Annotated in this window: 27 protein-coding genes and 1 pseudogene; 20 read left to right on the forward strand and 8 right to left on the reverse strand. The window is 48.0% G+C overall.

Annotated elements, in window-relative coordinates; all coding sequences use genetic code 11:
- A partial coding sequence (locus FD01_RS16740; protein WP_235802966.1) for a hypothetical protein occupies positions 1-308 on the reverse strand: 308 nt, incomplete at its 3' end.
- A 405-nt stretch (positions 309-713) separates the two neighbouring features.
- Here FD01_RS16740 and FD01_RS13110 point away from each other — a divergent pair.
- Genes FD01_RS13110 through FD01_RS13120 form a run of 3 tightly spaced genes read left to right on the forward strand, consistent with a single transcriptional unit; the run spans position 714 to position 1,430 of the window.
- Positions 714-911 (forward strand): hypothetical protein, encoded by a 198-nt coding sequence (locus tag FD01_RS13110; RefSeq protein WP_054716180.1) that lies wholly within the window; start codon positions 714-716, stop codon positions 909-911.
- Positions 911-1,099, forward strand: coding sequence for a helix-turn-helix transcriptional regulator (locus FD01_RS13115; RefSeq protein ID WP_054716184.1), 189 nt, complete (start codon positions 911-913; stop codon positions 1,097-1,099). The genes FD01_RS13110 and FD01_RS13115 overlap by 1 nt, the downstream gene beginning before the upstream one ends.
- 13 nt (positions 1,100-1,112) lie before the next feature.
- A complete protein-coding gene (locus tag FD01_RS13120) occupies positions 1,113-1,430 on the forward strand; it encodes a hypothetical protein (protein WP_054716186.1) in 318 nt (105 codons plus the stop codon).
- 21 nt (positions 1,431-1,451) lie between these two features.
- Here the strand turns inward: FD01_RS13120 and FD01_RS16995 are convergent, their stop codons facing one another.
- Both FD01_RS16995 and FD01_RS17000 read right to left on the reverse strand, forming a co-directional pair.
- Positions 1,452-1,826: a bacteriocin immunity protein gene (locus FD01_RS16995; protein ID WP_054716233.1), complete on the reverse strand. Its 375-nt coding sequence runs from the start codon at positions 1,824-1,826 to the stop codon at positions 1,452-1,454.
- An 84-nt stretch (positions 1,827-1,910) separates the two neighbouring features.
- A pseudogene (locus FD01_RS17000) lies at positions 1,911-2,081 on the reverse strand (helix-turn-helix domain-containing protein); the annotation flags it as partial.
- Between the two features lie 230 nt (positions 2,082-2,311).
- On the opposite strand from FD01_RS17000, the gene FD01_RS13130 reads away from it, so the two are divergent.
- The 5 genes from FD01_RS13130 to FD01_RS13150 all read left to right on the forward strand — a co-directional run bounded on the left by FD01_RS13130 (position 2,312) and on the right by FD01_RS13150 (position 4,104).
- Positions 2,312-2,707 (forward strand): helix-turn-helix domain-containing protein, encoded by a 396-nt coding sequence (locus tag FD01_RS13130; protein WP_056964741.1) that lies wholly within the window; start codon positions 2,312-2,314, stop codon positions 2,705-2,707.
- 10 nt (positions 2,708-2,717) lie between these two features.
- Entirely contained in the window at positions 2,718-3,041 is a 324-nt protein-coding gene (locus FD01_RS13135; protein WP_054716189.1) for a hypothetical protein, read from the forward strand.
- Positions 3,042-3,186: 145 nt separating this feature from the next.
- The gene (locus tag FD01_RS13140) at positions 3,187-3,717 is read left to right on the forward strand and encodes a GNAT family N-acetyltransferase (protein ID WP_054716192.1); all 531 of its coding nucleotides are present in this window, start codon (positions 3,187-3,189) and stop codon (positions 3,715-3,717) included.
- On the forward strand, positions 3,710-3,907 hold the full coding sequence (locus FD01_RS13145; RefSeq protein ID WP_054716195.1) for a TMEM199/VMA12 family protein: 198 nt from the start codon (positions 3,710-3,712) through the stop codon (positions 3,905-3,907). The genes FD01_RS13140 and FD01_RS13145 overlap by 8 nt, the downstream gene beginning before the upstream one ends.
- Entirely contained in the window at positions 3,904-4,104 is a 201-nt protein-coding gene (locus FD01_RS13150) for a hypothetical protein (RefSeq protein ID WP_054716198.1), read from the forward strand. The genes FD01_RS13145 and FD01_RS13150 overlap by 4 nt, the downstream gene beginning before the upstream one ends.
- 290 nt (positions 4,105-4,394) lie before the next feature.
- Here the strand turns inward: FD01_RS13150 and FD01_RS13155 are convergent, their stop codons facing one another.
- Both FD01_RS13155 and FD01_RS13160 read right to left on the reverse strand, forming a co-directional pair.
- Positions 4,395-5,705, reverse strand: coding sequence for an MFS transporter (locus FD01_RS13155; protein WP_054716201.1), 1,311 nt, complete (start codon positions 5,703-5,705; stop codon positions 4,395-4,397).
- A gap of 20 nt (positions 5,706-5,725) precedes the next feature.
- The gene (locus tag FD01_RS13160; RefSeq protein ID WP_054716204.1) at positions 5,726-7,957 is read right to left on the reverse strand and encodes an FAD-dependent oxidoreductase; all 2,232 of its coding nucleotides are present in this window, start codon (positions 7,955-7,957) and stop codon (positions 5,726-5,728) included.
- A 125-nt stretch (positions 7,958-8,082) separates the two neighbouring features.
- Between FD01_RS13160 and FD01_RS13165 the strand changes: the two genes are divergently transcribed.
- The gene (locus FD01_RS13165) at positions 8,083-8,697 is read left to right on the forward strand and encodes an AraC family transcriptional regulator (protein ID WP_056964743.1); all 615 of its coding nucleotides are present in this window, start codon (positions 8,083-8,085) and stop codon (positions 8,695-8,697) included.
- Between the two features lie 48 nt (positions 8,698-8,745).
- Here the strand turns inward: FD01_RS13165 and FD01_RS13170 are convergent, their stop codons facing one another.
- Entirely contained in the window at positions 8,746-9,918 is a 1,173-nt protein-coding gene (locus tag FD01_RS13170; protein WP_056964745.1) for a multidrug effflux MFS transporter, read from the reverse strand.
- 214 nt (positions 9,919-10,132) lie between these two features.
- On the opposite strand from FD01_RS13170, the gene FD01_RS13175 reads away from it, so the two are divergent.
- Both FD01_RS13175 and FD01_RS13180 read left to right on the forward strand, forming a co-directional pair.
- Complete coding sequence (locus FD01_RS13175; RefSeq protein WP_054716212.1) at positions 10,133-10,855, forward strand: DUF805 domain-containing protein; 723 nt, start codon at positions 10,133-10,135, stop codon at positions 10,853-10,855.
- Positions 10,836-11,411: a GNAT family N-acetyltransferase gene (locus FD01_RS13180; protein WP_225436205.1), complete on the forward strand. Its 576-nt coding sequence runs from the start codon at positions 10,836-10,838 to the stop codon at positions 11,409-11,411. The genes FD01_RS13175 and FD01_RS13180 overlap by 20 nt, the downstream gene beginning before the upstream one ends.
- A gap of 595 nt (positions 11,412-12,006) precedes the next feature.
- Here FD01_RS13180 and cbpA read toward each other — a convergent pair.
- Both cbpA and FD01_RS13190 read right to left on the reverse strand, forming a co-directional pair.
- Complete coding sequence (gene cbpA, locus FD01_RS13185; protein ID WP_054716217.1) at positions 12,007-12,681, reverse strand: cyclic di-AMP binding protein CbpA; 675 nt, start codon at positions 12,679-12,681, stop codon at positions 12,007-12,009.
- Positions 12,682-13,227: 546 nt separating this feature from the next.
- Positions 13,228-14,205, reverse strand: a complete 978-nt coding sequence (locus tag FD01_RS13190) for an L-lactate dehydrogenase (protein WP_152164628.1) — start codon at positions 14,203-14,205, stop codon at positions 13,228-13,230.
- A gap of 354 nt (positions 14,206-14,559) precedes the next feature.
- Between FD01_RS13190 and pth the strand changes: the two genes are divergently transcribed.
- From pth to ftsH, 9 genes are all read left to right on the forward strand, one after another.
- Complete coding sequence (pth, locus tag FD01_RS13195) at positions 14,560-15,117, forward strand: aminoacyl-tRNA hydrolase (RefSeq protein ID WP_056964749.1); 558 nt, start codon at positions 14,560-14,562, stop codon at positions 15,115-15,117.
- Positions 15,118-15,211: 94 nt separating this feature from the next.
- Positions 15,212-18,736 (forward strand): transcription-repair coupling factor, encoded by a 3,525-nt coding sequence (gene mfd / locus FD01_RS13200; protein ID WP_056964751.1) that lies wholly within the window; start codon positions 15,212-15,214, stop codon positions 18,734-18,736.
- Position 18,737: 1 nt separating this feature from the next.
- Positions 18,738-20,303, forward strand: a complete 1,566-nt coding sequence (locus FD01_RS13205; protein ID WP_056964753.1) for a putative polysaccharide biosynthesis protein — start codon at positions 18,738-18,740, stop codon at positions 20,301-20,303.
- A 79-nt stretch (positions 20,304-20,382) separates the two neighbouring features.
- Positions 20,383-20,646, forward strand: coding sequence for an RNA-binding S4 domain-containing protein (locus tag FD01_RS13210; RefSeq protein ID WP_054716220.1), 264 nt, complete (start codon positions 20,383-20,385; stop codon positions 20,644-20,646).
- 73 nt (positions 20,647-20,719) lie between these two features.
- Complete coding sequence (locus tag FD01_RS13215) at positions 20,720-21,100, forward strand: FtsB family cell division protein (RefSeq protein ID WP_054716222.1); 381 nt, start codon at positions 20,720-20,722, stop codon at positions 21,098-21,100.
- A gap of 68 nt (positions 21,101-21,168) precedes the next feature.
- On the forward strand, positions 21,169-21,669 hold the full coding sequence (locus FD01_RS13220) for a S1 domain-containing RNA-binding protein (RefSeq protein ID WP_056964754.1): 501 nt from the start codon (positions 21,169-21,171) through the stop codon (positions 21,667-21,669).
- 220 nt (positions 21,670-21,889) lie between these two features.
- The gene (gene tilS, locus FD01_RS13225) at positions 21,890-23,206 is read left to right on the forward strand and encodes a tRNA lysidine(34) synthetase TilS (RefSeq protein ID WP_056964756.1); all 1,317 of its coding nucleotides are present in this window, start codon (positions 21,890-21,892) and stop codon (positions 23,204-23,206) included.
- The gene (hpt, locus tag FD01_RS13230) at positions 23,196-23,735 is read left to right on the forward strand and encodes a hypoxanthine phosphoribosyltransferase (protein WP_054716229.1); all 540 of its coding nucleotides are present in this window, start codon (positions 23,196-23,198) and stop codon (positions 23,733-23,735) included. The genes tilS and hpt overlap by 11 nt, the downstream gene beginning before the upstream one ends.
- A 64-nt stretch (positions 23,736-23,799) precedes the next feature.
- Positions 23,800-25,989, forward strand: coding sequence for an ATP-dependent zinc metalloprotease FtsH (gene ftsH, locus FD01_RS13235; protein ID WP_056964758.1), 2,190 nt, complete (start codon positions 23,800-23,802; stop codon positions 25,987-25,989).
- Positions 25,990-26,127: the final 138 nt, after the last annotated feature.

Below are 26,127 nucleotides of genomic sequence, written 5' to 3' on the forward strand. Positions count from 1 at the left end.
CCCGTGTGAATCGTGGGATTGCGCTGCTTTTTTGAAATTCTATGAATAATCCAGGTGTCATTAAGGTCGCTCCGGAAAGTTGCCCAATTACGTGCATGCGTGAGCGCGTCATATTGCACCTCGTGCGTGAGTTTGGCCAATATTCGCTGGTCGTGTTGGAGGTACTGGTCAAAGTCCCACAGGGCGAGGTACGCCCATACAGATGCGATAAAGTTGGCAATCGCGAGCCCGAGTGGCAAAGGCCGGGGTGCGCCGAAGTACATGGCAACCCAAAAGAGGGCGCCGACAAGAATATTAGGGTGGCACATCTGTGGCACATTCCATCAGTGTATTATATGGTGTTCGTGCGGCAACGCGCCTCTAAAAGTGCGTTATACCGCGATTCTGCATCTTAGGCGTTCGAGAATTTTATTTCCCGGGGAAAGGCGCGTTAGATTTGAAAACTATTTTTTGCAACGCATCGCACTTAGACGACAACGTCTGAGTGCGATTTCTGAATTGAATGCATTATGATGTCAAAAGAATTTGACTTTGCAGAAAGCGCTCGCTATATTATGGATATCAAAAACATTGGACATCTTGTGGAGGAGATTGCAATGAAACGCAATGATGAAATGGACCAAATGTTCAGCAATCAAGGGTTAATGGCCGCGTACATTTATTTGATTTTGATGCTGGCAGGTTACACCTTTTGGTAAAGCATTTATGGTCGAATGGATCCGTTTTGGCTGTTTGTGATGAGCTCACAAGGGGTGATTTGGCTCATCGCGACACAAGTCCTTAAGCGCCGCAAGTTAGGTAAGGGTGGCTTGAGTGCTGGCGCATGGATCACGCTGATTACAGCGTCAGGCTTGTTGCTTCTATTATTATTCACGTATGGTATTGTTTTCTTAGATTGGATGATGAGTTAATGCAGAACCGAATCAATGACTTGCGAACCGAAGCTGGGCTCACCCAACAAGAATTAGCTGAGGCTTGCGCGGTTTCGCGTCAAACCATCAACGCCATTGAAAATGATAAATACGATCCGACGTTGAAGCTGGCCTTCGCGTTGGCCGATAGTTTGCATACGACTGTGGATGAACTGTTTAGACAATAGGGAAATATGCGAAATGATAATCGCCGCCATCATCGCATTTGGGTTACTGGGGATTTTTACGCTTTGTATCGTGATTACGTTGGTGGTGATCGCATGCGGTGGGGATGAACGCCGCCGGATGATCGTCGACAAAGCCGCAAGCACAACGCTGAATCTGGTTGTTGTGGTCCAAGTGTTGTTGGCGGTGATCCATTTGCTTCAAGGTCAAAATATTCTCACCATGAACGATACCAACACTTTTTCGATGTTGACCACAGTGGCATTTTTCTTTGTGATCGGTTGTGGCATTACAGTCGCAAATATAAAGCCTGAAAAAAAGCGCTTTGACTGATTCGTCAAGGCGCCCTTTGCTTTAATCTCGCCGCGGCATCGGCTCTAACAACCCGTAAAATTGACGTTTATCGGAAAAATCAGACATATAAGCCCCGTTCCACCCAGCTTTGGCGCCAAACCAAGCCAGCTCACCCAAGAGACTTTCTTGTGGTCTTGGGAAGATATAATTGCCAGCTTTGGCTTTGACGCGAATGTAGTTCACCATGCGATTGAGCAACGCTTCCGGATTCTTAGCCGTGTCAAGCTTGCGATAAACTTGGGCTAAGACGTCAGTAATGTCGAGTAGCTGTGGTGTTGGGTTTGGTTCATAGCGCAATAGGCCATCGAGCTCTTTGATATATTGCTTGGCTACGGATACCACGTCTGGATGCGGGGTGCCTTTTGGCAATGTCATGATCTCTTCGACATCTTGTAGGCGCGTTCGCAACCACCCTTGCCACTCCACGCGTTGTTTGGTGCCTAAAAGCACTCGGACATCACAATTTAAAACAGTAGATAGTTGGACTAACATGTCAGCATCTGGATAACTGAGATCACGTTCCCAATTCGATACGGCTTGGCGCGTTAAGGCTAGTTTCTCCGCTAATCCAGATTGCGAGAGCCCGACGTGTTCGCGTTGCAGACGAATGGCATCACCCATTTTTAACATATTTCTCACCTCGACTTTAGCCTACGCGCGCCTTGATCAGAACACAACGAAAAAGCGTGAATTCAACTAGCAAGCGTTTATTGCGGGGAAAATTTCTCGGGAAATGAGCGACGCGATGGTGCAAAATGGGCTTGAGGATATTTTTGACGCTTCAAATCATCGTTGTCAAAAATATTGGCTAGTCCTTTGACCCAGAATTTCGTAATCTCCAAGTTGAGGAGGGCTGACAGATGATCATTGGTGAACAGTTGCGCAACGCGGGACATCAACATCAGTTATCACAAGAGCAAATCGCAGAAATATTAGGGGTCAGTCGGCAAACGATTTCTAATTGGGAGACGTCGAAAAGCTATCCCGACATTGAACGCGTGATGCGCTTGGCAGAAATCTATCACCTTTCCTTAGATGAATTGCTGCGAGGTGATCAGCAAATGGTAAAAACTTGGATGGCGGAAACCAATGTGGTGCGTGCTGGCAAGTGGCTAGGATTGCTATTGGCATTGAACGTTGCGCTAGCCGTTGCCTTGACGTTTTTTGTCCAGGTGCCGTGGTTGATGATGATTCTATTTGGGGCGATGGTGGTTTGTGTGTGCGGGGCGTTTTATCTGCTGCTACGATTGATATGAGGTGAAGACGATGAAGATTTGGATGATCGGTTTGTTGTTGGCGGCCTTTGTGATCGCAGTCGGGTTAGTGTTCTGGCAACTGCGGCGCTTGATTCGTTTAGATGCTAAGGCTAGAGGCATCGCGATGCCACAACGAGTTGGCTTCTTGGCGGCAGGTACGCAAAATGGCATCGGCTTGTTGGCCTATCTGGCTTTACGGCGCACGTATTCCCTGCAAATTAAGCTGGATGACCCTGCCCAACGCTCGAAATTAAAAGTTGGGACATTGGCGGCGTTTATCCTCATGGCCGAAATCTGGGTGAGCTTGGCGATTGTGTTGTTGGCAATAAAGTAAGCGTCCTTGAATCAATGGGAAGCCGTGGTCAGTTGAATGACGGCGGCTTTTTAAATTTGAAGTCAAAAGGCGATTCGGAAATCTTGCTACAATTCAAAGCGTGTAGTTGTTATAATGTGGCTATGATCTGAGTGGAGGTGCTGAGATGTCAGTGGCGATTCGACCGTTGCAAGCAAAAGAGGGGCACCAGTTTTGGCAATTGGCTTACAGTGACCCAAAGGCTGAGTGGATTAAATTCAATGGCCCGTATTTTCGCGATGTGCTACCGACTGAAGCTGAATTCATGCGCACGCTTGAAGACCGGTGGCTGAAGGACCCATTGCGCCAGGTGATTACCTTGAATAATGAACTCGTCGGCTCAATGTCGGCTTACTACGAGGATGGTTCGCTGAAGCGTTGGCTTGACGTTGGCATCGTGGTTTACAAAACGGACTTATGGGGACAACATATTGGCCGGAAGGCATTGACCCAGTGGGTGGCTCACTTATTTGAAACGTTCGACTTGCCACATATCGGCTTCACCACTTGGTCAGGAAATCCACGGATGATGCGTTTAGGCGAAGCGGTGGGGATGCAATTGGAAGGCCGCATTCGCCAAGTGCGCTATTGGCAAGGGCAGTACTACGATTCGATGAAGTATGGGGTATTGCGTGAGGAGTGGACGCAACATGAGTGAAAAACGGCAAGTTAAGCTGGTTGGTGTCATTGGATTGATGATCGTGTTTGTGGTCAATTTCTTATGGTATGGGTTGAAGTATTCTTGGCTGCAAGGGTTGATGAGTGCGGTGCTGATCACAGCATTAACTGCAGTATTGTTGTATGTTTACTGGCGGTTGCGCCAACGCAAGCGAGGAGGCTGGCAATGAGACGATTGACACAAGGCGTTGTGATGATTTTACTTTCGGCGTTGATCGCAGCGATTTTACCAGCCGGATATTTCCTCTTCGATTTCTTGGTCTTGCATGCACCACTAGCAGAAGCGCGGTCGAGTTTTCTGATCGGATTTGGGTTGCTTTTCGTGGTGACGCTAGGGCAAATGGTTTATGCCGCGGTTAAGAAGTAAAATCTGGCGAGAATGATCAGACTCGATTGAATGACCTTGAAAGGTGGCGGTCGTCTGTCAAAAGACGAAGCGACGATTGCCCTCGGAACACCTGGTACAAGATGCCAGGATAATCAGCAGTCGTGATCTGATGTCGTCAATGCTTGAAGAGCTTGTGGCTGGTGTGAATGGTGCTGGAAAAAATCGAAAATATTCTACTTTTATAGGTAATCACAATCAAAATAGCCTGATCGGGTGTAAATCCGTCAGGCTATTTTAATGAGATTAATCGATTTCAGTAACAGACAGGACTACTCTTCATTTTCGTGCAAATCGATTTTGCCAACGACGAAGATGTAAGACAATGCCCCTAACAAGGCAATCGCAGCAATAAAGATCAAGGCAGAAGAGAAGTTGCCTTTAGCAACTAAGAAGCCGATCACAATTGGGATCACGATGGAAGACAGCGCGCCACATAAGTTGAAGATCCCACCCGCTAAGCCGAGTAAGTTCTTGGGGGCTAAAGCAGTGACAAAGACCCAAGTGATCGTGGCTAACCCATTGCCGAAGAAGGCGATGGACATGAACATGATGATCAAAGCTGGGCTAGAAACAAAGTTGGCACCCATGATTAACAAGGTTAACAGCAAGCCGGTGATAACCGGGGCTTTGCGGGCAAAGCTTTCAGACTTGCCGGCTCGGATCAAACGATCAGAAATGCTACCAGCTAAAATGACACCGACAAACGCGGCCAGATAAGGAATCATGGATAAGAAACCAGATTGTAAGAAGTTGATACCTTTGGCTTTAGTTAAATAAGTTGGGAACCAAGTTAAGAAGAACCAGAATGTCCCGGAAATGGCGAATTGACCTAAGTAGATCCCAATCAAACGCCGGTTGAAGAGTTTCTTGAGGTTTTCAGCCGTAATTTTAGCTTTTGGCTTGTTGGCATTTTGCTTCAGTAATTCAGCTTCAGAAATGCCGCCGCCGTCTTGGATATATTGGAGTTCATCTTGGCCGACCCAAGGGCTCTTGTCTGGATCATGATAAATAATGAACCAGACGATCGACCAAACGATCCCGATCGCCCCAGTGACGATAAACAGTCCACGCCAACCGATACTTTGGTGAATGGCAAATAATAATGGGGTAGAGAAAGCTAAACCTAAGAATTGTGCCGAAGAGTAGATCCCAATGGCCGTCCCACGTTCATTATCTGGAAACCAGTAGGATACGGCACGGTTGTTGGCAGGCATCACCGGGGCTTCAAAGAACCCGATGCCTAAGCGCAATCCTAAAATCCCGGAAAAGGAGCCGACGAGGGATTGAAAGCAGGTGATCACTGACCAGAAGAACAAACTGATGGTATAAGTAATCCGAGAACCCAACTTGTCCAATAAGATCCCACCTGGCACTTGCATGGCGGCATAGATCCAACCGAATGCAGAGAACAACAAGCCTTGTTGGACGGTGGAAAGGCCGAGTTCCTTAGACATTTCAGGCATCGCGATGGATAAGTTGGTGCGATCCATGTAGTTGATGATGATATTAACGAAAATCAGCGCGAGGACAATATAGCGAATATGGGTGGATAATTTCGGTTTATGCGTTGTGCTATCCATAATAATGAATCCTCCTTTTGTTAGTAAACGCGAATTTCAAATAATGATAATTGCTTGCTGCCGTTGGTGGCGTCAAAGCGCACTTTCAATGCTTGCGTCGTCAATGGATCAAAGTCTAAAATAATTTGGCGCTGACGGTTGTTAATGATATGCACAAGCGATTGCCATTGACCGTTTGCATCTTGAGCCAGCACTTCAAAATCACGCGCGAGTTCTGGAATCACTGGGAATGGCGTGCGGTGATGATGCAGATTGATCAAGTCTTCATTGAGATCATCATTTAAGGTCAAGCGCACTTGCGAGATTGTTTGGGGTTGCGTCCAGTCATATTGCAAAGTTTCACTGGCACCATTGAAAGTGGTCGCCCACATGTTGGGCCCACCATAAGGGCGCACGTAGCCATTTTGCAGTTTGCTTGGTTCAAAGGCTTGGGTGTCTGCAACTTTGAAGACGAAGTTCTTGCGGGCAATCATTTGATTTGTCCATTCCAGCACCGGACTTTGCCGGACGAAATGATGCAGCTTTGGTTGGAGCAGTTCTTGAACCGGTTTGTTGACAAACGATAAAATGCCTTGGAACGCCGAATCGGAACGATATAAGCTGACAGCCGGGTTGTGGCGGATGATGATAAAGACATTTTGTGGTGTATCTGGGGTAAAGTTTAATGGGACGTTCACCCATTGATCAGTTGAGGAGACTGGAACGTTGAAGGTTTCAATTAAGTCGGCTGGAATATAGTTTTCCGGTTTACCGGTGGTATAAGCTTCCACGGTTAATTGGCTTGCAGTTTTGGCTTGAACGCGCAAGTCAAAGCCGTGGACAGCAGGATCCACTGGGAATAAAAAGGCAACGTCTTGGTCGAGCCCGTATTTTTCGGCATCAGGCGTGTTGGTATTGAGTGCTGACAAGGTGTGACTGGCAGTGATCGTGGCCAACTTAGCGCGATCAAGTGGGTCTTGATTCCGCAAACCCATCACAGGCCCGTCTTGTTTTAACAGGACTTGTTGATAGTCTTTAAAGGCTTCTTCGTAAAGACTGTTTGGCAATAAGTCGTGTTGGGCGCAATAAGCGGCGGCAGTGCCAACGGCTTCACCCAAGGTGGCACAAGTCGCCATGACGCGCGTGGTGCCTAACGCAACGTGGCTGACAGATATGTCGCGGCCAGCTAAGAATAAGTTTTTAATATTGCGGGAATATAAGCTACGATAAGGAATATTGTAAACCCCATCAGGTACGGCGTCTTCAGTCCCGGCGGCTTCGGTGTACATGCCTTCTGCTGGGTGAATGTCGATCGACCAGCCACCGAATGCAACGCGATCTGGGAATTCGGTTTGGTCTTCGATATCTTTTTCCTTTAACACATACGGCCCCATGAACCGTCGAGATTCGCGAGTGCCAACGGTAGAGCCGACCCACTCTAAGGTGAGGTTATCAGCGTCGTATTTACCGGAATTTTTGATGTAGTCCCAGATCCCATAGACGACTGCCCACAATTCATCGCGTATGGCTTCTTTGTCCTTGATGGTGTTGAGCTTGCCACCATATTCGATCCACCAATAATCACAACCACTGCCATCAGGTTGAACCACGCGACTTTTAACGATCGGCGTTTGGGTGATGTCCTTGGCAAAAGCTGGTTTGATATATTTTACTGGATGGCCGACGTCTTTGGTGTAAAAGAGAATCGAGCTACCGAGTAAGTCATCATCAGCCACTTCTGGGGCGAGTTGTTCATTGTAAGTGCTGCGTGCTTCGCGACCGAAGTGAAAATCAGCACCTGCAAGAAAGGCAACGGTTCCGTCCCCAGTGGCATCGATAAATGTCGGGCTGCTGAAGGTATAGTTGGTTTCAGTGGTAAAATTGGTCCCACTGATTTCGTGAATAGTTTCAGGATCAGCCATGGTGACTGTTTCGATTTGCGTGTTCAAAAACAAATGAATATTTGGTTCAGCGCGGACCTTTTCGATCAACAGCGCATCCCAAAAATAAGGATTCCCGTCAGGATTGCGGTATTGATTTTCCAAAAATAATTCATCCATGATGCCAGACTCACGTGCATAGCGGTTAATGCCATGCTTGGTGGCACCAGCGACCCAGACGCGGATCTCAGAACTTGAATTGCCACCGAGCAAGCCACGATTTTGAATCAAGTTCACTTGACTGCCGAGCCTTGCCGCAGCAATTGCGGCACAGATTCCGGCTAAGCCGCCACCAACGACGGTGACGTCTGCTGTTTGCGATTCCGTTTGCATCTCTCACACATCTCCTTTTATAATAGCTTTTGTGATTAACTACACTTAGAGCTTACGAATTTTAGAAAGCGCTTTTAATTCTTTTTATTGACGCGTTCATGGATTATTTTGACATCGAGGGTATTATGTTAAAAACAACAATCAATGCGTATACCTATTGGAACGCGAAACCGAAATTTTTATTGGATAGCGATACGGAACATTTATGGGTGATGTACGTGATCGAATCAGGTGCTTGTGATTACTCGATTGCTGGGCAAAAAGGCCAAGCGGTGCGTGGTGATATTTTGGTGTGTCCACCAGGGGTACCATTTGCGCGCAGAGTAGAGTCGCCGCTGAGCTTTCATTTTTTCCGTTTTGCGTTGAACAATGATATGATCCCGCCAACTCAGCTAATCGGGCAGCGCCTGCAAGCTGACTCGCGAATATTTGATGATTGCAATTTGATTCATCGCTATGAATTTGACTATGCAACAAGCACTGATGCGATCAAGGATCACTTGCTGACGGATATTTTCTTCAGTGTCTTATATCGCAAAGATGTGCACTGCGATGATTTGACGCGGACGAATCCGGATATCGCCGGCGTGATTCATTACATTGATGAGAATTATGCGAAATCGATGCGGCTAACGGACTTGGCGCGTCGGGCAAATTTATCACCTGAATATCTGTCGCGCAAGTTTCACGATTCAACCCAACAATGGCCGCGGATGTTTCGGGCACAGCACATTCTTTAAATCAAAAAATCACGATCAGGTATGGGCAACCTGATCGTGATTTTTCAGTTATGAAGATGTGTTGCGATTGACCAGCAGTCGATCAGCCAACACCATCGCCACGCCAACCAATAACGTATAGTGCGGTAGAGCAAGAACGGTGCCGTTGTGCATGGCTGACATTAACAGCGTCAACGCACTGATCACCAAGTAATACACGAAACTCAACAACCCACTGGCCGTACCGATCACCGGTTCAAATCCAATCAAGGCCCGGTTGAGTACAAGCGGTAAAGCGGTGTAAAGACCTAAGAACATGAGGAAAACCATGCTCAATGAGGCAATCAGAATGTCAGCTGTGAACCACATTCCACCTGCGCCGAGCACGGAAACGAGTAAGCTACCAGAAATCAAGGTATTTGGTGCGAGTTTGCCAGCGGCGAAAACGGTGATCAAGGCACCGATGATACTTGCTGATGCGATCAATAACCCCAACCAACCATATTGCACAGCACTTAAGCCAAAATGACTTTCAAAAATAAACGGGGCTTCAGCGTAATAGCTGAACAAAATCCCATTGATACCGCTGATCAATAGGCAATAGCCCCAAACCTGAGGACTGCGCATCATTTTAGTAGCGACTTGCGGCCATGGAGCAATTTCGGGGATGCTGACGCGGGTTTCTGGCAACCTCAACAACACGTAAACCCATAACAGGCCAGCCATCATCATCAAGCCGACAAACACCGCACGATAGTTATCAAAATAAGTGGCCAAAGCCCCACCAATCAGTGGACCAAGTGCAGGCGCCAAGGCCATGGCGGCGCTGATTTTGGCAAAGACGCGCTCACCTTCAACACCGGAAAATGATTCGCGCATAATGGTTTGCGTGATCACGGAACCTGCCGCGGCACCGAATGCTTGCAAGACGCGCGCTAAGAGCAACATGTTGAAACTAGGCGCCAACCACAAGGCAAAGTTGCCGAGTAAATAGACTGCCAATCCCCAAAGCATGGCCGGCCGGCGACCGATGCCATCAGACAACCGCCCCCAAAACAAGACGCCAATCGCAAAGCCGACAAAGTAACTCCCCATGGTCAACTGACTAGTTTGGGCCGTCACTGATAAGGCTTCGCTGATTGCAGGCAGGACTGGGGTAAAAATCGATTCGCTGATTTGCGGAAAGCCCACCAGCGCGATCAAAATGAATAAAGATGGAACAGATTTTTGGACGTTTTTCACAATAACTCTCCTAAGCTTTTAGTTTGCGGAAAAACGTCCTTTTCCATTTACGGTGGCGCAAGTGATGAAGCTGACATAAGTCGACATCACGTTCACCTCACTTTCAATTGGTCCAGCATACCCAATATCGACCAGTTTTATCAAAAAATCGAGGCGGGTACAAATATCTTTTTAATTAAGCCCGTGCGATAATAAAGGCAGAGGAGGCGATTTGATGATTGACGAAAAAGCAGGCCAGGTGAGTTTTGGCCGCGCATTTAAAGATTATTTTCGCGGGTATGTCGAGTTCTTGGGGAGAACGACGCGTGCCGGTTTCTGGTGGGTGCAGTTACTGATGTTCTTTGTTTGGTTGGCCTTATTTGGCTGGTTGATGGTCACGATTATTAGTGTTTTTATGCAAAATGGCGCGTCGTCTAAATGGACGCACTTGATTGCGCCAATCGTGGTGATGGTGATCGTTGCGTTAGGCTTGTTCTTGCCGAATTTGGCCTTGAGCGTTCGCCGTTATCGTGACGTCGGCTTGCGTGGACGCGGGGCAGCCGTGTTGTTAGGCGTGAATTATTTGTTAAGTGCGGCGGTAAATCTCGGCCAATCGACGCAAACCTTCCATCAAATTGAAGCCTTGCGCGATATGAACACCACGGTATCGACCACTGCGCCTAGTGGCTTTGGTTGGGTAACGACCTTGATTTCATTGGCGTTTGGCATATTCTTTTTCGTGGTGACCGTCTTGCCAAGTGACACGATGTTGACCAGTAGTGATAATGCATTCATCAAATTCTTTATCCGTTCCAAGTCCGATGATGAATCCAGTGATGGGCAATCAGGCACCTCAACTCAAGCTTTTGATTCGGAGGAAGAAGACGAAACCTTGATACAAAATCACGCCGATGCAGAAGCTAACGAAGAGGAAGATGATGACCACGATCACGACTGAACGCTTGATTTTGCGGCCTTTTACTGAGACTGACCTACCTGAGTTTATGACGATCCAACAAGATCCTGAGGTCAATCGTTTTTTGCCGTGGTTTATGCCCAAGACTGAGACAGATGCCTTACAAATGCTTCACGATCAGTTTATCGATGACCCAGATGGTGAAGCGCTGGCGATTTGTTTGCAAGCTGACAACAAAGCCATCGGTTATGTGCATGCTGAAGCGAGCGCTAGCCACGATTTTGGTTATGGTATGAAGCGCGCAGCTTGGGGGCATGGCTACATGACCGAAGCTGCGCAAGCATTGATAAACCAGCTTTCGATTTCAGACTATCCGTTTTTGACGGCGACGCATGATGTCAACAATCCTAAAAGCGGGGCAGTGATGCAACGCTTGGGGATGCAATACCAATACACGTATTTGGAACAATGGCAGCCTAAAAATATTCCGGTGCATTTCCGATTGTACTTGTTGAATCGTGATGGCAACGACCAGCGCCAGTTTCTTAAGTACTGGCAACAATATCCGACGCATACAATTGAAAAGTCTGAGCGTTAAAAAGATCCTGCAACTGGCGAAAAAATTCGCGGCTGCAGGATCTTTTGTGTTTTAAGCAATTAAGGCACAACAAATCCACGAAATAGCGAACCATCCCGTGGATTCTTGGCTACTATGCCGATTTGATTACGTTCATACCGTTCCATCTACAGTAACTCTCAAGGCGTTTCTGCGTAGCCTCGGCTTCTTAGGCCTTGACCGCTTTGATCACTAATCAGCTCTGCATTGCCTTTCGTGCATAGACGTCGACTTGCTTCCCATGTTGCCATGAGGGCATTACTCCCGGCGGTTGCTTGGTTTGAGTCCGAGTTGGACCCTTCTATGCCGGCACTCTGGAACTGGAGATCTAACGGAGCTGAACAGTTAAGCTCAGACGCTACGGGATAGTCTCCATTGTTTAGCGGGCACTTCCGCCCGTCGCGAAGTGGTACGGGTGACCTGCGCTAAGCCACTCACTCCTCATAGAATTCGACCATATCATAACGCGTTTTAGTGCCCGTGACAAGACTATCGTTTATAAACGTTCTTCATAAAATTTATTCGCTTGAAGATTCAAAAAAATCGCCAACCACCGAAGCAGTTAGCGATCAATCAATTAAGCTTCTTCGTCGACTCGTAATGGTAAGCCAGATTGCAAGTCATCGATTTCAACGACACGGTAGCCTTTCTTTTCAAGCTTGGCCACCACGGTGTTTAAGGTGTTTTCATCGGTGCCAGCAGGCAAGGTGAACAACGTCCGACGAATGAACTCGCCACCTTTAGCATCCAAGGTGATGGCACTGGCCAAATCGGTATACTTCGCCAAGATTTTGCTCATCGCTGCCAAGTCGCCGCGCCCTTGAGGACCGCCTGAAGACATCACCGTCAACACGTAAGAGCCGACATCGACGTGCCAAGATTCACTCAACATGGACAGCAAAGCCGAGTGGGTCAAAATGCCATAGAAGTTAGCATTTTCGTCGAGCACTGAGATATATGGCAAGTCTTTAATGTTGAAAAAGACTTTGAAGAAAGGCGCATTAACTGGAATCGTCTTGGTGGCATTTTTCAAGAGGTAGGTGACTGGAAGACTCATGTCGCCACCTTGGGACTTGTGCCGATAAATATGCATCTTATAGATGTTGCCGCGGAAGATCTGCCCGCTTTCATCGAGGATCGGGACGCATCGGAAGCCGGAATCTTCCAGCACCTTCAACGCTTCTTCCAAGGTGACAGTCTCTTTCACGGTGGTCAGGAATTCCTTCTTGAGTACCAGGGACTTGATTAACATGATAGTAACCTCCATGAAGCAGTTTTGGGAATATTAAAACTTTCTAATCTAATCATACCACATCCGTTACCCGACACCAACGATTGTGCGCGGCTTTTTGTCGGGAATTTACGATTTGAAATTGGTTCATCATGACTTAGTAAAAGTCTTTGACAGTGCGAATTTCAAACCGCCATCAATCACAGAATCAATAGCAAGATTGCATAAATAAGCGGGCGGTTGATTGCCAACAATGAATGGATGATGGCATGGCGAGTTGGCGACAATCGAGAAAATCTGAGGGCGGAGGTCAAAAGCGTGAAGGCGGGCTGGTCATCAGCCGTGGGGCTCTTAGCGGTTTACCGCTTAGGGCCCAGCGAGAAGGAGATACACTTGAATAATGAGCGAAGCGAATTATCCAAGTTAGCTCCGACGAGCGACATTGCGTTCCATGACCAGCCCGCCGTAACGCTTTTGACCGGAGCCCTCAGATCAACGTGTAAAAGGCAGGAAGCAGGCAAAACAAAAACGCCCACTCGTAGGAGCAGGCGTTCAACCAGTCAGAGATTACTGACGAGTTTCGATGTCGTTAGCAGCGAAGGCATCAGTGATGATCTTCTTCAATTGCTTAGCGGAGGCATCCATGGATTCTTGTTCGTGGTCAGTCAAAGGAATTTCCAAAATGTTTTGGATACCATTGCGGTTGATCACAGCAGGGGAACCGATGTAGATGTCGTTTTGACCATATTGGCCTTCCATGTAAACGGAAAGTGGCAATACGGCGTTTTCGTCAGAGAGGATCGCTTTGGAGATACGAGCCAAGGCAGTAGCGATACCATAGAAGGTCGCACCCTTGAGCTTGATGATTTCATAAGCGGCGTCACGAACGTTTTCGAACATGTCGACAAGCTTGGATTCATCGATTTCTGGGTGAGACTTAACCCATTCAGAGATCTTGATGCCGCCGATGTTAGCGTGAGACCAAACAGGGAATTCAGTATCACCATGTTCACCCATGATGTAAGCATGGACGGAACGGGCGTCAACGCCAACCATTTCAGCAATGGATTGACGGAAACGAGCAGTGTCCAAGGAAGTACCAGAACCAACAACGCGGTTCTTAGGGAAACCAGAAAGCTTCCAAGTAGCATAGGTCAAAATGTCAACTGGGTTAGCAGCGACCAAGAAAATCCCGTTAAAGCCGGATTCAACGATTGGGTCAACGATGGACTTCAAGATCTTCAAGTTCTTGTTAACCAAGTCGAGGCGAGTTTCGCCTGGCTTTTGTGGGGCGCCAGCGGTGATGACAACAAGGTCAGCATCCTTAGCGTCGGAATATTCAGCGGAGTAGATCGTCTTAGGAGTTGTGAATGGGAGCGCGTTGCTTAAATCGATCGCGTCACCTTTCGTCTTGTCCTTAAAAATGTCAACGATCCCGATTTCTTGGGCGATGCCTTGCAATACCATTGCGTAGGCGTAACTGGAACCAACGGCACCATCACCAACAAGAATAACTTTTTGGTGATCTGTTTGAGTGTTTGCCACGGTGATACCATCCTTTCTTATTTGCAATCATGCAATTCATCTGTTAGTATAGCACAATTATTCTTGTGTGCACGACTTTTCACCGGCTTTTTTCATTTCTCATATGAATCTTACAAAACCGCTGACGGCCGTCACTACGCCTTTTTGTGAACGCGACTAGCTTTGTCGACACGGCGAAGTAAGGGATTTCACGTGCTTATTTTCACAAAGATTGTATGCCTTTTCATAGTCTGTGCTAACAAAAACTTAAAAACTGTAGTACAATCCGTGAAATCGGCCTTTGTGCTATAATCGAGACGCACGTCGGAAAAAATTCTTTCCGGCCATTTTTGCGTTTAAATATGGAGGAACATTTTGAAAATGATCGTCGGCCTGGGCAATCCAGGCAGTAAATACGCTAAAACCAAACACAATATCGGCTTTATGGCCATTGATGAATTGTCCAAGCGCTTGGATATTCCGGTCACCAAACATGAATTTGATGCGCTGACTGGCACCGGCTTTGTCGATGGCGAAAAAGTCATGCTGGTCAAGCCTGTGACGTTTATGAATGATTCCGGTCGGGCAGTCGGCCAACTCAAAGCCTTCTACCGCTTTGAACAATCTGAGATCTTCATCATTCAAGACGATATGGATATGACCATGGGCCGCTTGCGTTTGCGTCCGCGTGGCTCAGCTGGTGGGCACAATGGGATCAAGTCGATCATCGCCGTTTTGGGCACCGCAGATTTTCAGCGGGCTAAAATCGGGATCCAACATCCGGCCAAACAACGCGTCGTCGACTGGGTGCTGACGCCTTTTAAAGGTGATGACGCGATTGCCGTGGCCAACGGCATCGAAAAACTACAAGATGCGTTAGTCGATTGGATCCATGGCGTCAGCTTTGATCAATTGATGAATCAATACAACTGATCTTGAAGTTTCCATCAAGCTTTGCGCTGAATACTTCAAACTTGATATGAAATAAACTATATATATAGAAACAAAAAATGATGGAGGTGAATCCATGGACCTGATCGATTTATTCAACCAAGAACCAGCGCTGCAGAAACTCTGGCCCCAGCTCAACGCTGGTCGGCATTTGGTGACTGGGTTAAACGGCAGTGCCAAGACGTTGATGTTGGCCACGGCTTTGCGGCAACTCGGTCGCCAATTGGTGGTGATCGAAGACAATCGCTATCACGCCGAAGAATTAGTCGCTGATCTTGGGGACTTGGTGGGCGAGGACAAAGTTTGGGCCTTTCCAGTTGAAGATGTGTTAGCCGCAGAAGTGGCGGTTTCTTCTCCTGACACCAAAAACACCCGCATCAATACGCTGAACTGGCTGCAAAAAGGCGAAGCCGGCATTATTGTCACTAGCCTTGCTGGGTTGAAACGGCTATTACCACCGCGGGCTGTGTGGCAACAAGCTGAGATTCACTTGGACATGGATGCACAAGTGGATTTGCCACAACTCACCCAACAATTGATCGATGCGGGTTATACCCGAGACAGCTTAGTCGGCGTGCCTGGGCAATTTGCGATTCGTGGCGGCATCATCGATGTGTATCCATTAAACGCTGATGATCCGGTGCGCATCGAATTATTTGATACCGATGTCGATTCAATTCGGCGTTTTGATATGCGCACGCAGCGCAGTATTCGCCAGCTCAATGACATCGACATTCCGCCGGCAACGGATTTGATCGCCAGTCGTGACGTATTAAAAGCGGCCGGCGAGCGTTTGTTAGAAGAAGCCAAAGCCGCCAAGAAAGTCGCCAAGTCGAAAGTCAACAAAGAAGCCTTGACCAATGGCATTATTGCGACTGCCGAACAGTTGGCGCAAGGCGAAACCGTGGATCAGTTGGCGTTGTATATGCCAAGCTTATATCCTGACGCTGAGCAGTTGTGTGATTACGCGCAAGCTGATGCGTTGGTGGTATTTGATGATTACACCCGGTTACTTGATGCCGATGTGAACTTAGTGGAAGAAACCACGGCTTGGTATGGCGGGCTGCAATCAGAAGGCCGCTTGTTGCCTGACCAGCCTAATGCCACGATTCAAAGTTTTGATCATGACGACCAGCATGCACATTTATACTTGAGCCTGTTTCAAAAAGGCATGGGCAACTTGCGCTTAACCAGCTTGACCAATATCGTGTCGCGCAATATCCAGCAGTTCTTCAGCCAAATGCCATTGCTGAAAACGGAAGCTGACCGTTGGCGTAAACAAGGCATGACCGTGGTTTATCTGGTGCCAGAACAAACTCGCCTGGAAAAACTTGCGGGCAATTTGCGTGACTTTGAAGTCGATACCGTGATCAGTCCGAAAGCTGATTTGCTGGAAAAGACCCAACAGCTGGTCGCCGGCAATTTGCAAAATGGGTTTGAACTGCCAGACCTCAAATTAGTGGTGGTGACGGCTCATGAACTGTTCAACACCAAAACGCACCGCAAAGCGCGGCATCAAACTTTAGCCAATGCGGAACGTTTGCGTTCGTACACGGAACTGGTGCCAGGCGATTATGTGGTGCATGTCAATCACGGGATCGGTCAATATACTGGCATGCAAACCTTGGTGGTCGATGGCGTCCACAAAGACTACATCACCATCGTTTATCAAAAAGGCGATCAACTTTTTATTCCTGTCAGTCAGCTCAACATGGTCCAAAAGTATGTCGCCGCTGATGGCAAAAAGCCAAAGATCAACAAGCTTGGTGGCGCTGAATGGCAAAAAACCAAGCGTAAAGTTGCGGCTAAAATTGAAGATATCGCTGATGATTTGATCAAACTATACGCTGAGCGTGAAGCTGAACCGGGTTTTGCCTTTGCGCCAGATGATGACTTGCAAAAACAGTTTGAAGGCGAGTTTGCTTACCCAGAAACTGCGGATCAACTTCGATCAGTCAAAGAAATCAAACAAGATATGGAAAAGCCGCGCCCGATGGACCGCTTATTAGTCGGTGATGTCGGCTTTGGGAAAACTGAAGTGGCCTTGCGCGCGGCCTTTAAAGCCGTCGAAAATGGTAAGCAAGTCGCATTGTTGGTGCCGACCACGATTTTGGCGCAACAGCATTTTGACACGATGAGTGATCGCTTTGCCGATTTCCCCATTAATGTTGCGATGCTGTCACGCTTCAGAACGCCAGCACAAAGTAAAGAAACATTGAAAGGCTTAGCTTCTGGCGAAGTCGATATTGTTGTGGGCACGCATCGGCTCTTGTCCAAAGATGTCCATTACAAAGATTTAGGCTTGCTGATCGTCGATGAAGAACAGCGCTTTGGCGTCAAACACAAAGAAAAGCTCAAGGAACTCAAAGCCAATGTCGATGTGTTGACCTTAACGGCGACACCGATTCCGCGGACATTGAATATGTCAATGCTTGGCGTGCGCGACTTATCAGTGATCGAAACACCGCCAACCAACCGCTACCCGATTCAAACCTTTGTGATGGAACAAAACGGTGGGACCATTCGCTCAGCGATCGAACGCGAACTGGAACGCGGCGGGCAAGTCTTTTATTTGCACAACCGCGTGGAAGACATTGAACAAACCGTGGCGCAAATCGAACAACTCGTCCCGAATGCCACTGTCGCTTATGCCCATGGGCAAATGACGGAAACTCAATTGGAAAATGTCATTTATGACTTTTTGCACGGGGCTTATGATGTGCTGGTCACCACGACCATCATTGAAACCGGTGTGGATATGCCAAACGTCAACACCTTGATCATTGAACATGCCGACCGCTACGGGCTATCTCAGTTGTATCAATTACGTGGTCGCATTGGGCGCTCCAGCCGGGTGGCTTATGCCTATTTCATGTATCAACCAGATAAAGTGTTGACCGAAGTGGCTGAAAAGCGCCTGCAAGCGATCCGCGATTTCACCGAACTTGGCGCTGGTTTTAAAATCGCGATGCGGGATCTGTCGATTCGTGGGGCGGGGAACTTATTAGGTTCTCAACAACACGGGTTTATCGATTCAGTTGGTTACGATTTGTATACGCAAATGCTTAATGAAGCTGTCGCCGCCAAACAAGGCAACGCCAAGCCCAAACACTTGGATACAGAAGTCGATTTGGATCTGGAAGCGTACTTGCCAACGGATTATGTCAGTGATTCTCGCCAAAAAATCGAATTGTACAAGCGTCTGCGCGAAGCCAACAATGATGATCAGCTCAATGAAATTCAAGATGATTTGATCGATCGCTTCGGGGATTATCCAAAGCCAGTCGAGAACTTATTGGCCATCACGCATATGAAACAGTTCGCCGATGCCGCACTAGTTGAGAAGATCACGCAAAATGGGCAAACTTTGGTATTGACGATGTCGCCTGCTGCTAGCGAAAAGCTGGCTGGGGTAGAAATTTTCAAAGCGCTGAAAGCGACCACGTTGAAAGCGCGCGTGGCAGCAGACGCGGCCAAAATGAAAGTGTCCTTGACGGTGCCGAAAACTATGCAACCTGCAGACTGGTTAAATGAATTGATCGCCTTTTGTCAGGCGATGCAAGCCATCGTTGCGCCAAACACATCCCCAATCGAGGTTTGATATGCAAAATCCCCAAATGAAACGCCTGATGCAAGGGGCGTGGACCTTGAGCTTGGCGGCGATGATCGCCAAAATTTTAAGTGCGATCTACCGCGTGCCGTTTCAAAATTTAGTCGGGGATACCGGCTTTTATGTGTACCAACAAGTTTACCCGCTGTATGGCATCGGGATGACCTTTGCGTTGTCAGGGTTTCCGGTGTTTATTTCCAAACTTGTCGCTGAAGCGCGAGAGCCGCAAGCCCAAGCTGAAGTCACCCATCAAGCCCAAGTGTTGTTAATGTGGTTGAGTGGGGCGATGTTCATTGGCTTGTATGGCTGTTCTGGATTGATTGCCCGCGCCATGGCAGATCCTCAATTGGCGAGTTTGATCCAAACCGTGGCGTTCATGTTTTTGGTGATGCCGATTTTAGCCACTGGGCGCGGTTATTTCCAAGGAACCTTTGACATGTCCAAAACTGCAGTCAGCCAAGTGGTTGAGCAAGTGATTCGCGTGGCGGTGATCTTAATTGCCGCCAGCGTTGCCGCCAAGGCCCACTGGGATCCTTACAAAATGGGCGCGGTGGCGATGAGTGGGGCTTTTTTCGGTGGCTTAGCTGCTGCTGGAACCTTGTGGCCGGCATTTCATCGCATTTTTGCCAAAAAGCATTTTGCTTGGCCGGGATTTGTCAGCTATGCGCATTTGTTGAAACGCTTTGTGGTTGAAGGTGGCAGTATCGCCTTGTTTGCCGCCATGCTGATCGTGTTGCAACTGGTCGATTCATTTACCGTCACTCGCGGTTTACAAGCTAGTGGCGTGCCTTTTGCCTTGGCGAAAAGCTTAAAAGGGGTTTATGATCGCGGCCAACCGTTAGTACAATTAGGCTTAGTGGTGGCCACAGCCTTGTCGGCGACGCTTTTGCCGAGCTTGACCACAGCCTTTGCGCGCGGGCAACATCATCGCTTTGAACAAACTGCCGCGCAGCTGATCCGCTTCAATTTAGCATTATCCACTGCGGCAACAGCCGGCTTGGTCGTGGTGATGCCGGCGGTTAACTGGTTGCTGTTTGGAGATCGCGATGGCCAGTTGGCCTTGCAAACTTATGTCATTGCGATTGTGCTGGTGGCGATGATCAATGCGTATAATGCGATTTTGCAAAGCTTGAATCGCTATCGCGGCACCACACGGACCTTGATGATCGGCTTTGTGGTGAAACTTGTGATCAATCAGTGGTTGGTGACGCGCTTTGGCACGCTTGGCGCCAGTATTGCCACGGTGTTAGCCTTAGGCGTGATCACCGGATTATTGGCGATTCAAGTGCCAAGAACGATTCGCCAAATTGCCGATCGGGATCACTTCTACACGAAACTGGCAGTGATCACTGCGGCGATGGTCGCAGTCGTGTGGGGTGTGATAAAGGTCTTGCCTTTTGACAGTCGAGGGCAATCGATCCTCGTGGCGATCGTGGCAGTGATCGTTGGGGTGATTGTGTTTGTGGCCGGGGCAACGTTTACTCGCTTATTCACGGCACGAGAAGTCTTAGCCTTGCCATTAGGGCGCAGATTTCTTAAAATGACGCATAAGCACTAACGCCAAAAGTCTTACACGCAATACATGGATAGTTTTTGCAGTCGGCGTTTGCGCTGACAGACAATTGAAAGGAAATAACATGCGATTAGATAAATTTTTGAAAGTTTCTCGCATTATCAAGCGGCGCACTGTCGCCAAAGAAATTGCGGATAAAGGCCGCATCACCATTAACGATAAAATCGCTAAGTCGTCAACTGATGTGTCAGTTGGCGATGTGTTGGTGATTGCTTTTGGCAATAAAACCTTAACCGTTAAAGTTGAAGCACTCGTTGAATCCACTAAGAAGCAAGATGCTGGGGAAATGTTCAGCGTGGTTTCCGAAACTTACAAAGAACAGTACTGATTTTACCTGGCTGTAATATGCCGCAAGCGGATACTTTGGTATACTAAAGTTATTGACGAAAGGTGGCCGCATGATGGAACAGTCCAAAATCAAGCGCATGCCGCAGCGCCCGTTAACGCCGCCGCGTGCAGACAAACCAAAATTATCGCGCCTACACAAAATCCGCCTGCGCCTCTTGCTAGGTGTTTTAGCTTTGATTTTGGTGGTTGGCGGTTGGCAGCTGTATCATGTGCATACGCAGATCCAACAAAGCCAAGCACAAGTCACGCAGGCGAAATCGCAGCTCAAATCAGTCGAAGCCAAAAAGCAAGCGTTAAAAGTGCAAGTGGACCAGCTTCACAATGATGATTATTTAGCCAAACTAGTGCGCCAAAAGTATATGGTGTCCAAGTCTGGCGAAGTGATTTTTGAATTGCCTGGGACTGCAGGCAAGCTCAACTTAAACGGCAACTGATCTGCTTGCACACCACTTGCGGCATGGTATACTAAGAGTCACATTAGACACGGAGGACAATTTTTTATATGGCAGTTGAAGTCGGCGCAAAGGTTTCTGGCAAGGTCACAGGGATCACGAATTTTGGCGCCTTTGTTGATCTGGGAGCAGGCAAGTCTGGATTAGTCCACATCAGTGAGATCTCTGATGGGTATGTCAAAGATATTCACGATGTGTTAAGCGTCGGGGATACCGTGACTGCCGTGGTGATGCAGATCAAAGATGGCAAAGTGGGCTTATCGATCCGCCGCGCTGATGGCAAGGAACACGTTGAACATGGTCACCATCAAGGCGGCCATGCCCATGGTCCAGCCAATCACGATCGCGACCATCAAGCGCCACGTCCTCAAAATCATGGCGCTTCCCATTCGCCACGTCCGCAAAACAAGCATGCCCAACAACAAAAGCCTGCTTTAACTGGTTTTGACGCGATGATGTCTGGCTTTTTGAAAGAAAGCGAAGATCGCTTAAGCAGTTTGAAGCGCAACACTGAAGGTAAACGTGGTGGTCGTGGCGGTCGCCGGAGCTAGTCACGTTAATCGAAAATCAATAGTCGGAACGCGTCGTCGTTCCGACTATTTTCTTTTTAAGGTTTGAAAGCCCTGTATCCCTTGATATGACGTTTTGGTAAAAATTGGTCAAAAAATCACGACACAACGTCATAATTCAGACTAAAGTCTCACGCGAGCCTCTGCTTGCAGTGGTAAAGTGAATGCACATTCACAAGACAGCGCGTAGAAAGGAGCCCATATGCTATCTGGGAATGACTTACTCCATGACTTCGCCCTTGACCCAAAAGCACCGCTGATCGTCGCGGTGTCAGGCGGCGTTGATTCTATGGTGTTACTGAACTTACTCTCACAAACCACGCATCCGTTGATCGCTGCAACCTTTGATCACCAGATGAGGGCAACCAGCGGGGATGATGTCCAACTGGTTGAAGATTATGCCAAACAACTTGGCGTGACCGTCGTTGCTGGTGAATGGTTGCGTAAAGCCGATCAAACGGTTAGCGAAGCCACGGCGCGAACTGCGCGGTATCAGTTTTTAGCCGATACGGCGCATCGATACCACAGTCAATACTTAGTGTTAGCCCATCACGGGGATGATCAACTGGAAGGCATTTTACTGCAACTTGCCCGCTCTGGGAATGTGATGGCGATGAGCGGCATGCAACCAAGCCGCCCACTGGGAGACTTACAAGTTTTGCGCCCACTGCTGCACTTCAGCAAAGCTGATTTACACGCCTACGCTGAAAAACATCACGTGCCTTATTCGGTAGATCAAACCAATGCGGATGACACCATCGCGCGCAATCGGGTGAGACATCTTGTTACACCAGTATTGAAGGATTTGAATGCAGGGGTGTTGTTACATACCCAACGCTTTAGCGAAAGCCTTGAAGCGCTGATCCAGTTGGCGACTCCTGGACTGCAAGCTTTAGTACCAAAACCGGAAATGAGGACGGATTGGACGTCGTTGTTGAAACAAACTGCCGGCGTGCAACGCTTGGTGCTTGAACAATACTTACAAGCGTTCCACATTCAAATTCCCGCCCAAGTGATCACCCAAGTGCTGCAAGCGTTAGCCCAAGCCAAAGGCAATAAGCATTTTGATGTGGCGAAACATCACTTAGATGCTGCATATGGAAAGTTATATGTCGATGCGCCAAGAGCTATCCGTCAACCAGAGTTGCCATTGTCCGTCGATGACACATGGCATGAATTGGCTGACGGCCGGATGATTGGGTTATTCCATGAACGCCCGCAATGCGACACTTGGGCTTATGTCCCGGCTAAGCCTGTGGTCATCCGCCAAAAAGTGGCAGGCGATTATGTGGCGTTGCCCAATGGTCACCACAAAAAGCTGCAACCTTGGTTGATCGGCCAAAAAGTCCCCCAATTTAGACGTGACGATTTACTGGTGGCAGATCAAGATTTTCAGCTGGTTTGGGTGGAGATCCCAACGCATCCTGAATTGTTTCAAACGCGGCAAACTGATATAATTCAGGCTGTATTGGCACTGAAAAAACCGGCAAATGATAGTGAGGATAATAATGGAAAATGATATCTTAAAGGTCTTGTACTCCCAAGAAGACATTCATGACATCACCAAGCGTTTGGCTAAACAGATCAAGCACGATTATGCAGGCAAAAATCCGTTGGTGATCTGCATTTTAAAAGGTGCGATCATGTTTATGACGGACTTGGTGCGTGAAGTCGATGACTATTTAGAAATCGACTTTATGGATGTTTCCAGCTATGGCAACGAAACTGAGTCTAGCGGCGAAGTGAAGATCTTAAAAGATCTCGATACCAGTGTCGCCAACCGCGATGTGTTGATCGTTGAAGATATCGTCGATACTGGCCGCACCTTGCATTACCTCACCCAGATCTTTAAAACCCGCAATGCCAACTCGGTACGCATTTGTACTTTGATGGATAAGCCGGAACGCCGCGTGGCCCCAGTGCATGCGGATTACGTTGGTACCACGGTTCCCAACGAATTTGTGGTCGGCTATGGGTTAGATTTTGCGGAACGTTATCGTAATTTACCTTACATTGGCGTTTTGAAACCTGAAGTTTATGCCCATTAATCAGTGGGATGTAGTATTATAGCTACTAAGCACGCTTTTTACCTATTGTTGCTGGAGGTTATGTATGAATAAAAAACCAAGAAACGGGCTATTCGGCGGCACGGCAATGTATGTTGTCTTGTTCGTGTTGCTGGTGACCGGTTTTGCTTATTACTTACGGGACAGTGGCGGCTCCACGACCCAAGAATTGCAAACCAGTCAATTTATTAGCCAACTGAAGCAAAATGACATCAAGTCCTTTGAGATCCAACCATCCGGTGGGGTTTACAAAGTCAGCGGTGAATATCGCAAAGAACAAAAAGTCACAGGCGACTCCTCATCAAGCACCAGCTTTTTGAGCCAAGCACCAGCCAAGACCAAGAAGTTCTCCGCCTACATTCCAGCTAACGATGCCACAATCAACGCCATTACCAAAGCCGCAGAGAAAAATGATGTCAAGTCTAACACCTTGACGGAATCGCAATCTGGGACTTGGTTGTCCTTGATCTTAACCATCGTCCCAATGGTGGTCATCATGGTGTTCTTCTATATGATGATGAACCAAGCCGGTCAAGGCGGTGGCAATGGTCGCGTGATGAACTTCGGCAAGTCCAAAGCCAAACAAGCTGATAAAAAGGCCAACAAGGTCCGCTTCTCAGATGTCGCTGGGGCTGAAGAAGAAAAACAAGAACTGGTTGAAGTCGTTGAGTTCTTAAAAGATCCGCGCAAGTTCTCTGGACTCGGCGCGCGCATCCCAGCCGGTGTGCTCCTCGAAGGGCCTCCTGGTACTGGTAAAACTTTGCTGGCTAAAGCCGTAGCCGGTGAAGCAGGCGTGCCATTCTTCTCCATTTCTGGGTCTGACTTCGTGGAAATGTTCGTCGGCGTCGGCGCTTCTCGTGTGCATGATCTCTTTGATCAAGCCAAAAAGAACGCCCCTGCTATCATCTTCATTGATGAAATCGATGCCGTTGGTCGCCAACGTGGCAACGGCATGGGTGGCGGTCATGATGAACGTGAACAAACCTTGAACCAATTGTTGGTTGAAATGGATGGGTTTACCGGTAACGAAGGCGTCATTGTGATGGCCGCGACTAACCGTTCTGATGTCTTAGATCCCGCCTTGCTGCGTCCAGGTCGTTTTGACCGGAAGATTTTAGTTGGTCGTCCTGATGTTAAAGGCCGTGAAGCCATTTTGAAAGTTCATGCCAAAAACAAGCCATTGGCTGATGACGTGGACTTGAAGGAACTCGCGAAGACCACTCCTGGATTTGTCGGGGCCGATTTGGAAAACTTACTCAACGAAGCTGCCTTAGTCGCAGCCCGTCGTTCTAAGAAACAAATCGATGCCACTGATATCGATGAAGCCGAAGACCGCGTCATTGCGGGCCCTGCTAAGAAAGATCGCGTGATTTCCAAGAAAGAACGCGAAATCGTGGCTTACCACGAAGCTGGGCATGCGGTGATCGGGTTAGTCTTATCGGATTCTCGGGTCGTTCGTAAAGTTACCATCATTCCTCGTGGGCGTGCTGGCGGTTATGCCATCACTTTGCCTAAAGAAGATCAATTCATGTTGACCAAAAAAGACATGATGGAACAACTCACTGGGTTAATGGGTGGCCGTACCGCTGAAGAGATCATTTTTCATGTGATCGCCACTGGTGCTTCCAATGACTTTGAACAAGCCACCCAAATGGCCCGTTCCATGGTCACCCAATATGGGATGTCTGATAAGTTAGGCACGGTTTCCTTAGAAGGTGCCGGTGCGCAAAATGAATACGGTCAAGTGATGTATTCACAAGCAACTGCCGCTGCCATCGACGATGAAGTGCGGGCGATCATTGATGAAGCGCACAAACGCGCCCATGATATCATCGAATCCCATCGTGAACAACATAAAGCCATTGCTTTGGCCTTGTTGGAACACGAAACCTTGAACGAAAAGGAAATCTTATCCATTTTCAATACGGGTAAGATGCCTGAAAAACCAGCTGATGAATTCCCGTCTGAAAAAGCCGCGACCTTCGAAGAATCTAAGAAGGCCTTGGAACAAAAAGATGCCGAAAAACAAGCTGACGATGCGGCTAGTGTCAATGCAGACGCCACTGATGATTCAAAGCCAGTGACTGAAGCGAAGCCTGAAGCACCTGCAACTGAAGCTGAACCAAAGACTGAAGATGCGCCATCAGAAGCAGCACCTCAAGCTGACGATGCCAAGTCTGAAGATCAACCAGCTGAACCAAAATCAACTGACGACGATCACAACGATCAGGCTTAGTTGAATGAGAAACCGTCACAAGTCCTAATGAGGCTTGTGGCGGTTTCTTTGTCTCAATCAATGATGCTTCGTTTCGGTGTAATACTCTTTCATCTTTAAATCCGGCTTTTGAAATTGTATTGCTGTCCGGCATCGTAA

The sequence above is a fragment of the Lacticaseibacillus manihotivorans DSM 13343 = JCM 12514 genome (assembly GCF_001435035.1).
GTDB classification, from domain to species: Bacteria; Bacillota; Bacilli; order Lactobacillales; family Lactobacillaceae; genus Lacticaseibacillus; species Lacticaseibacillus manihotivorans.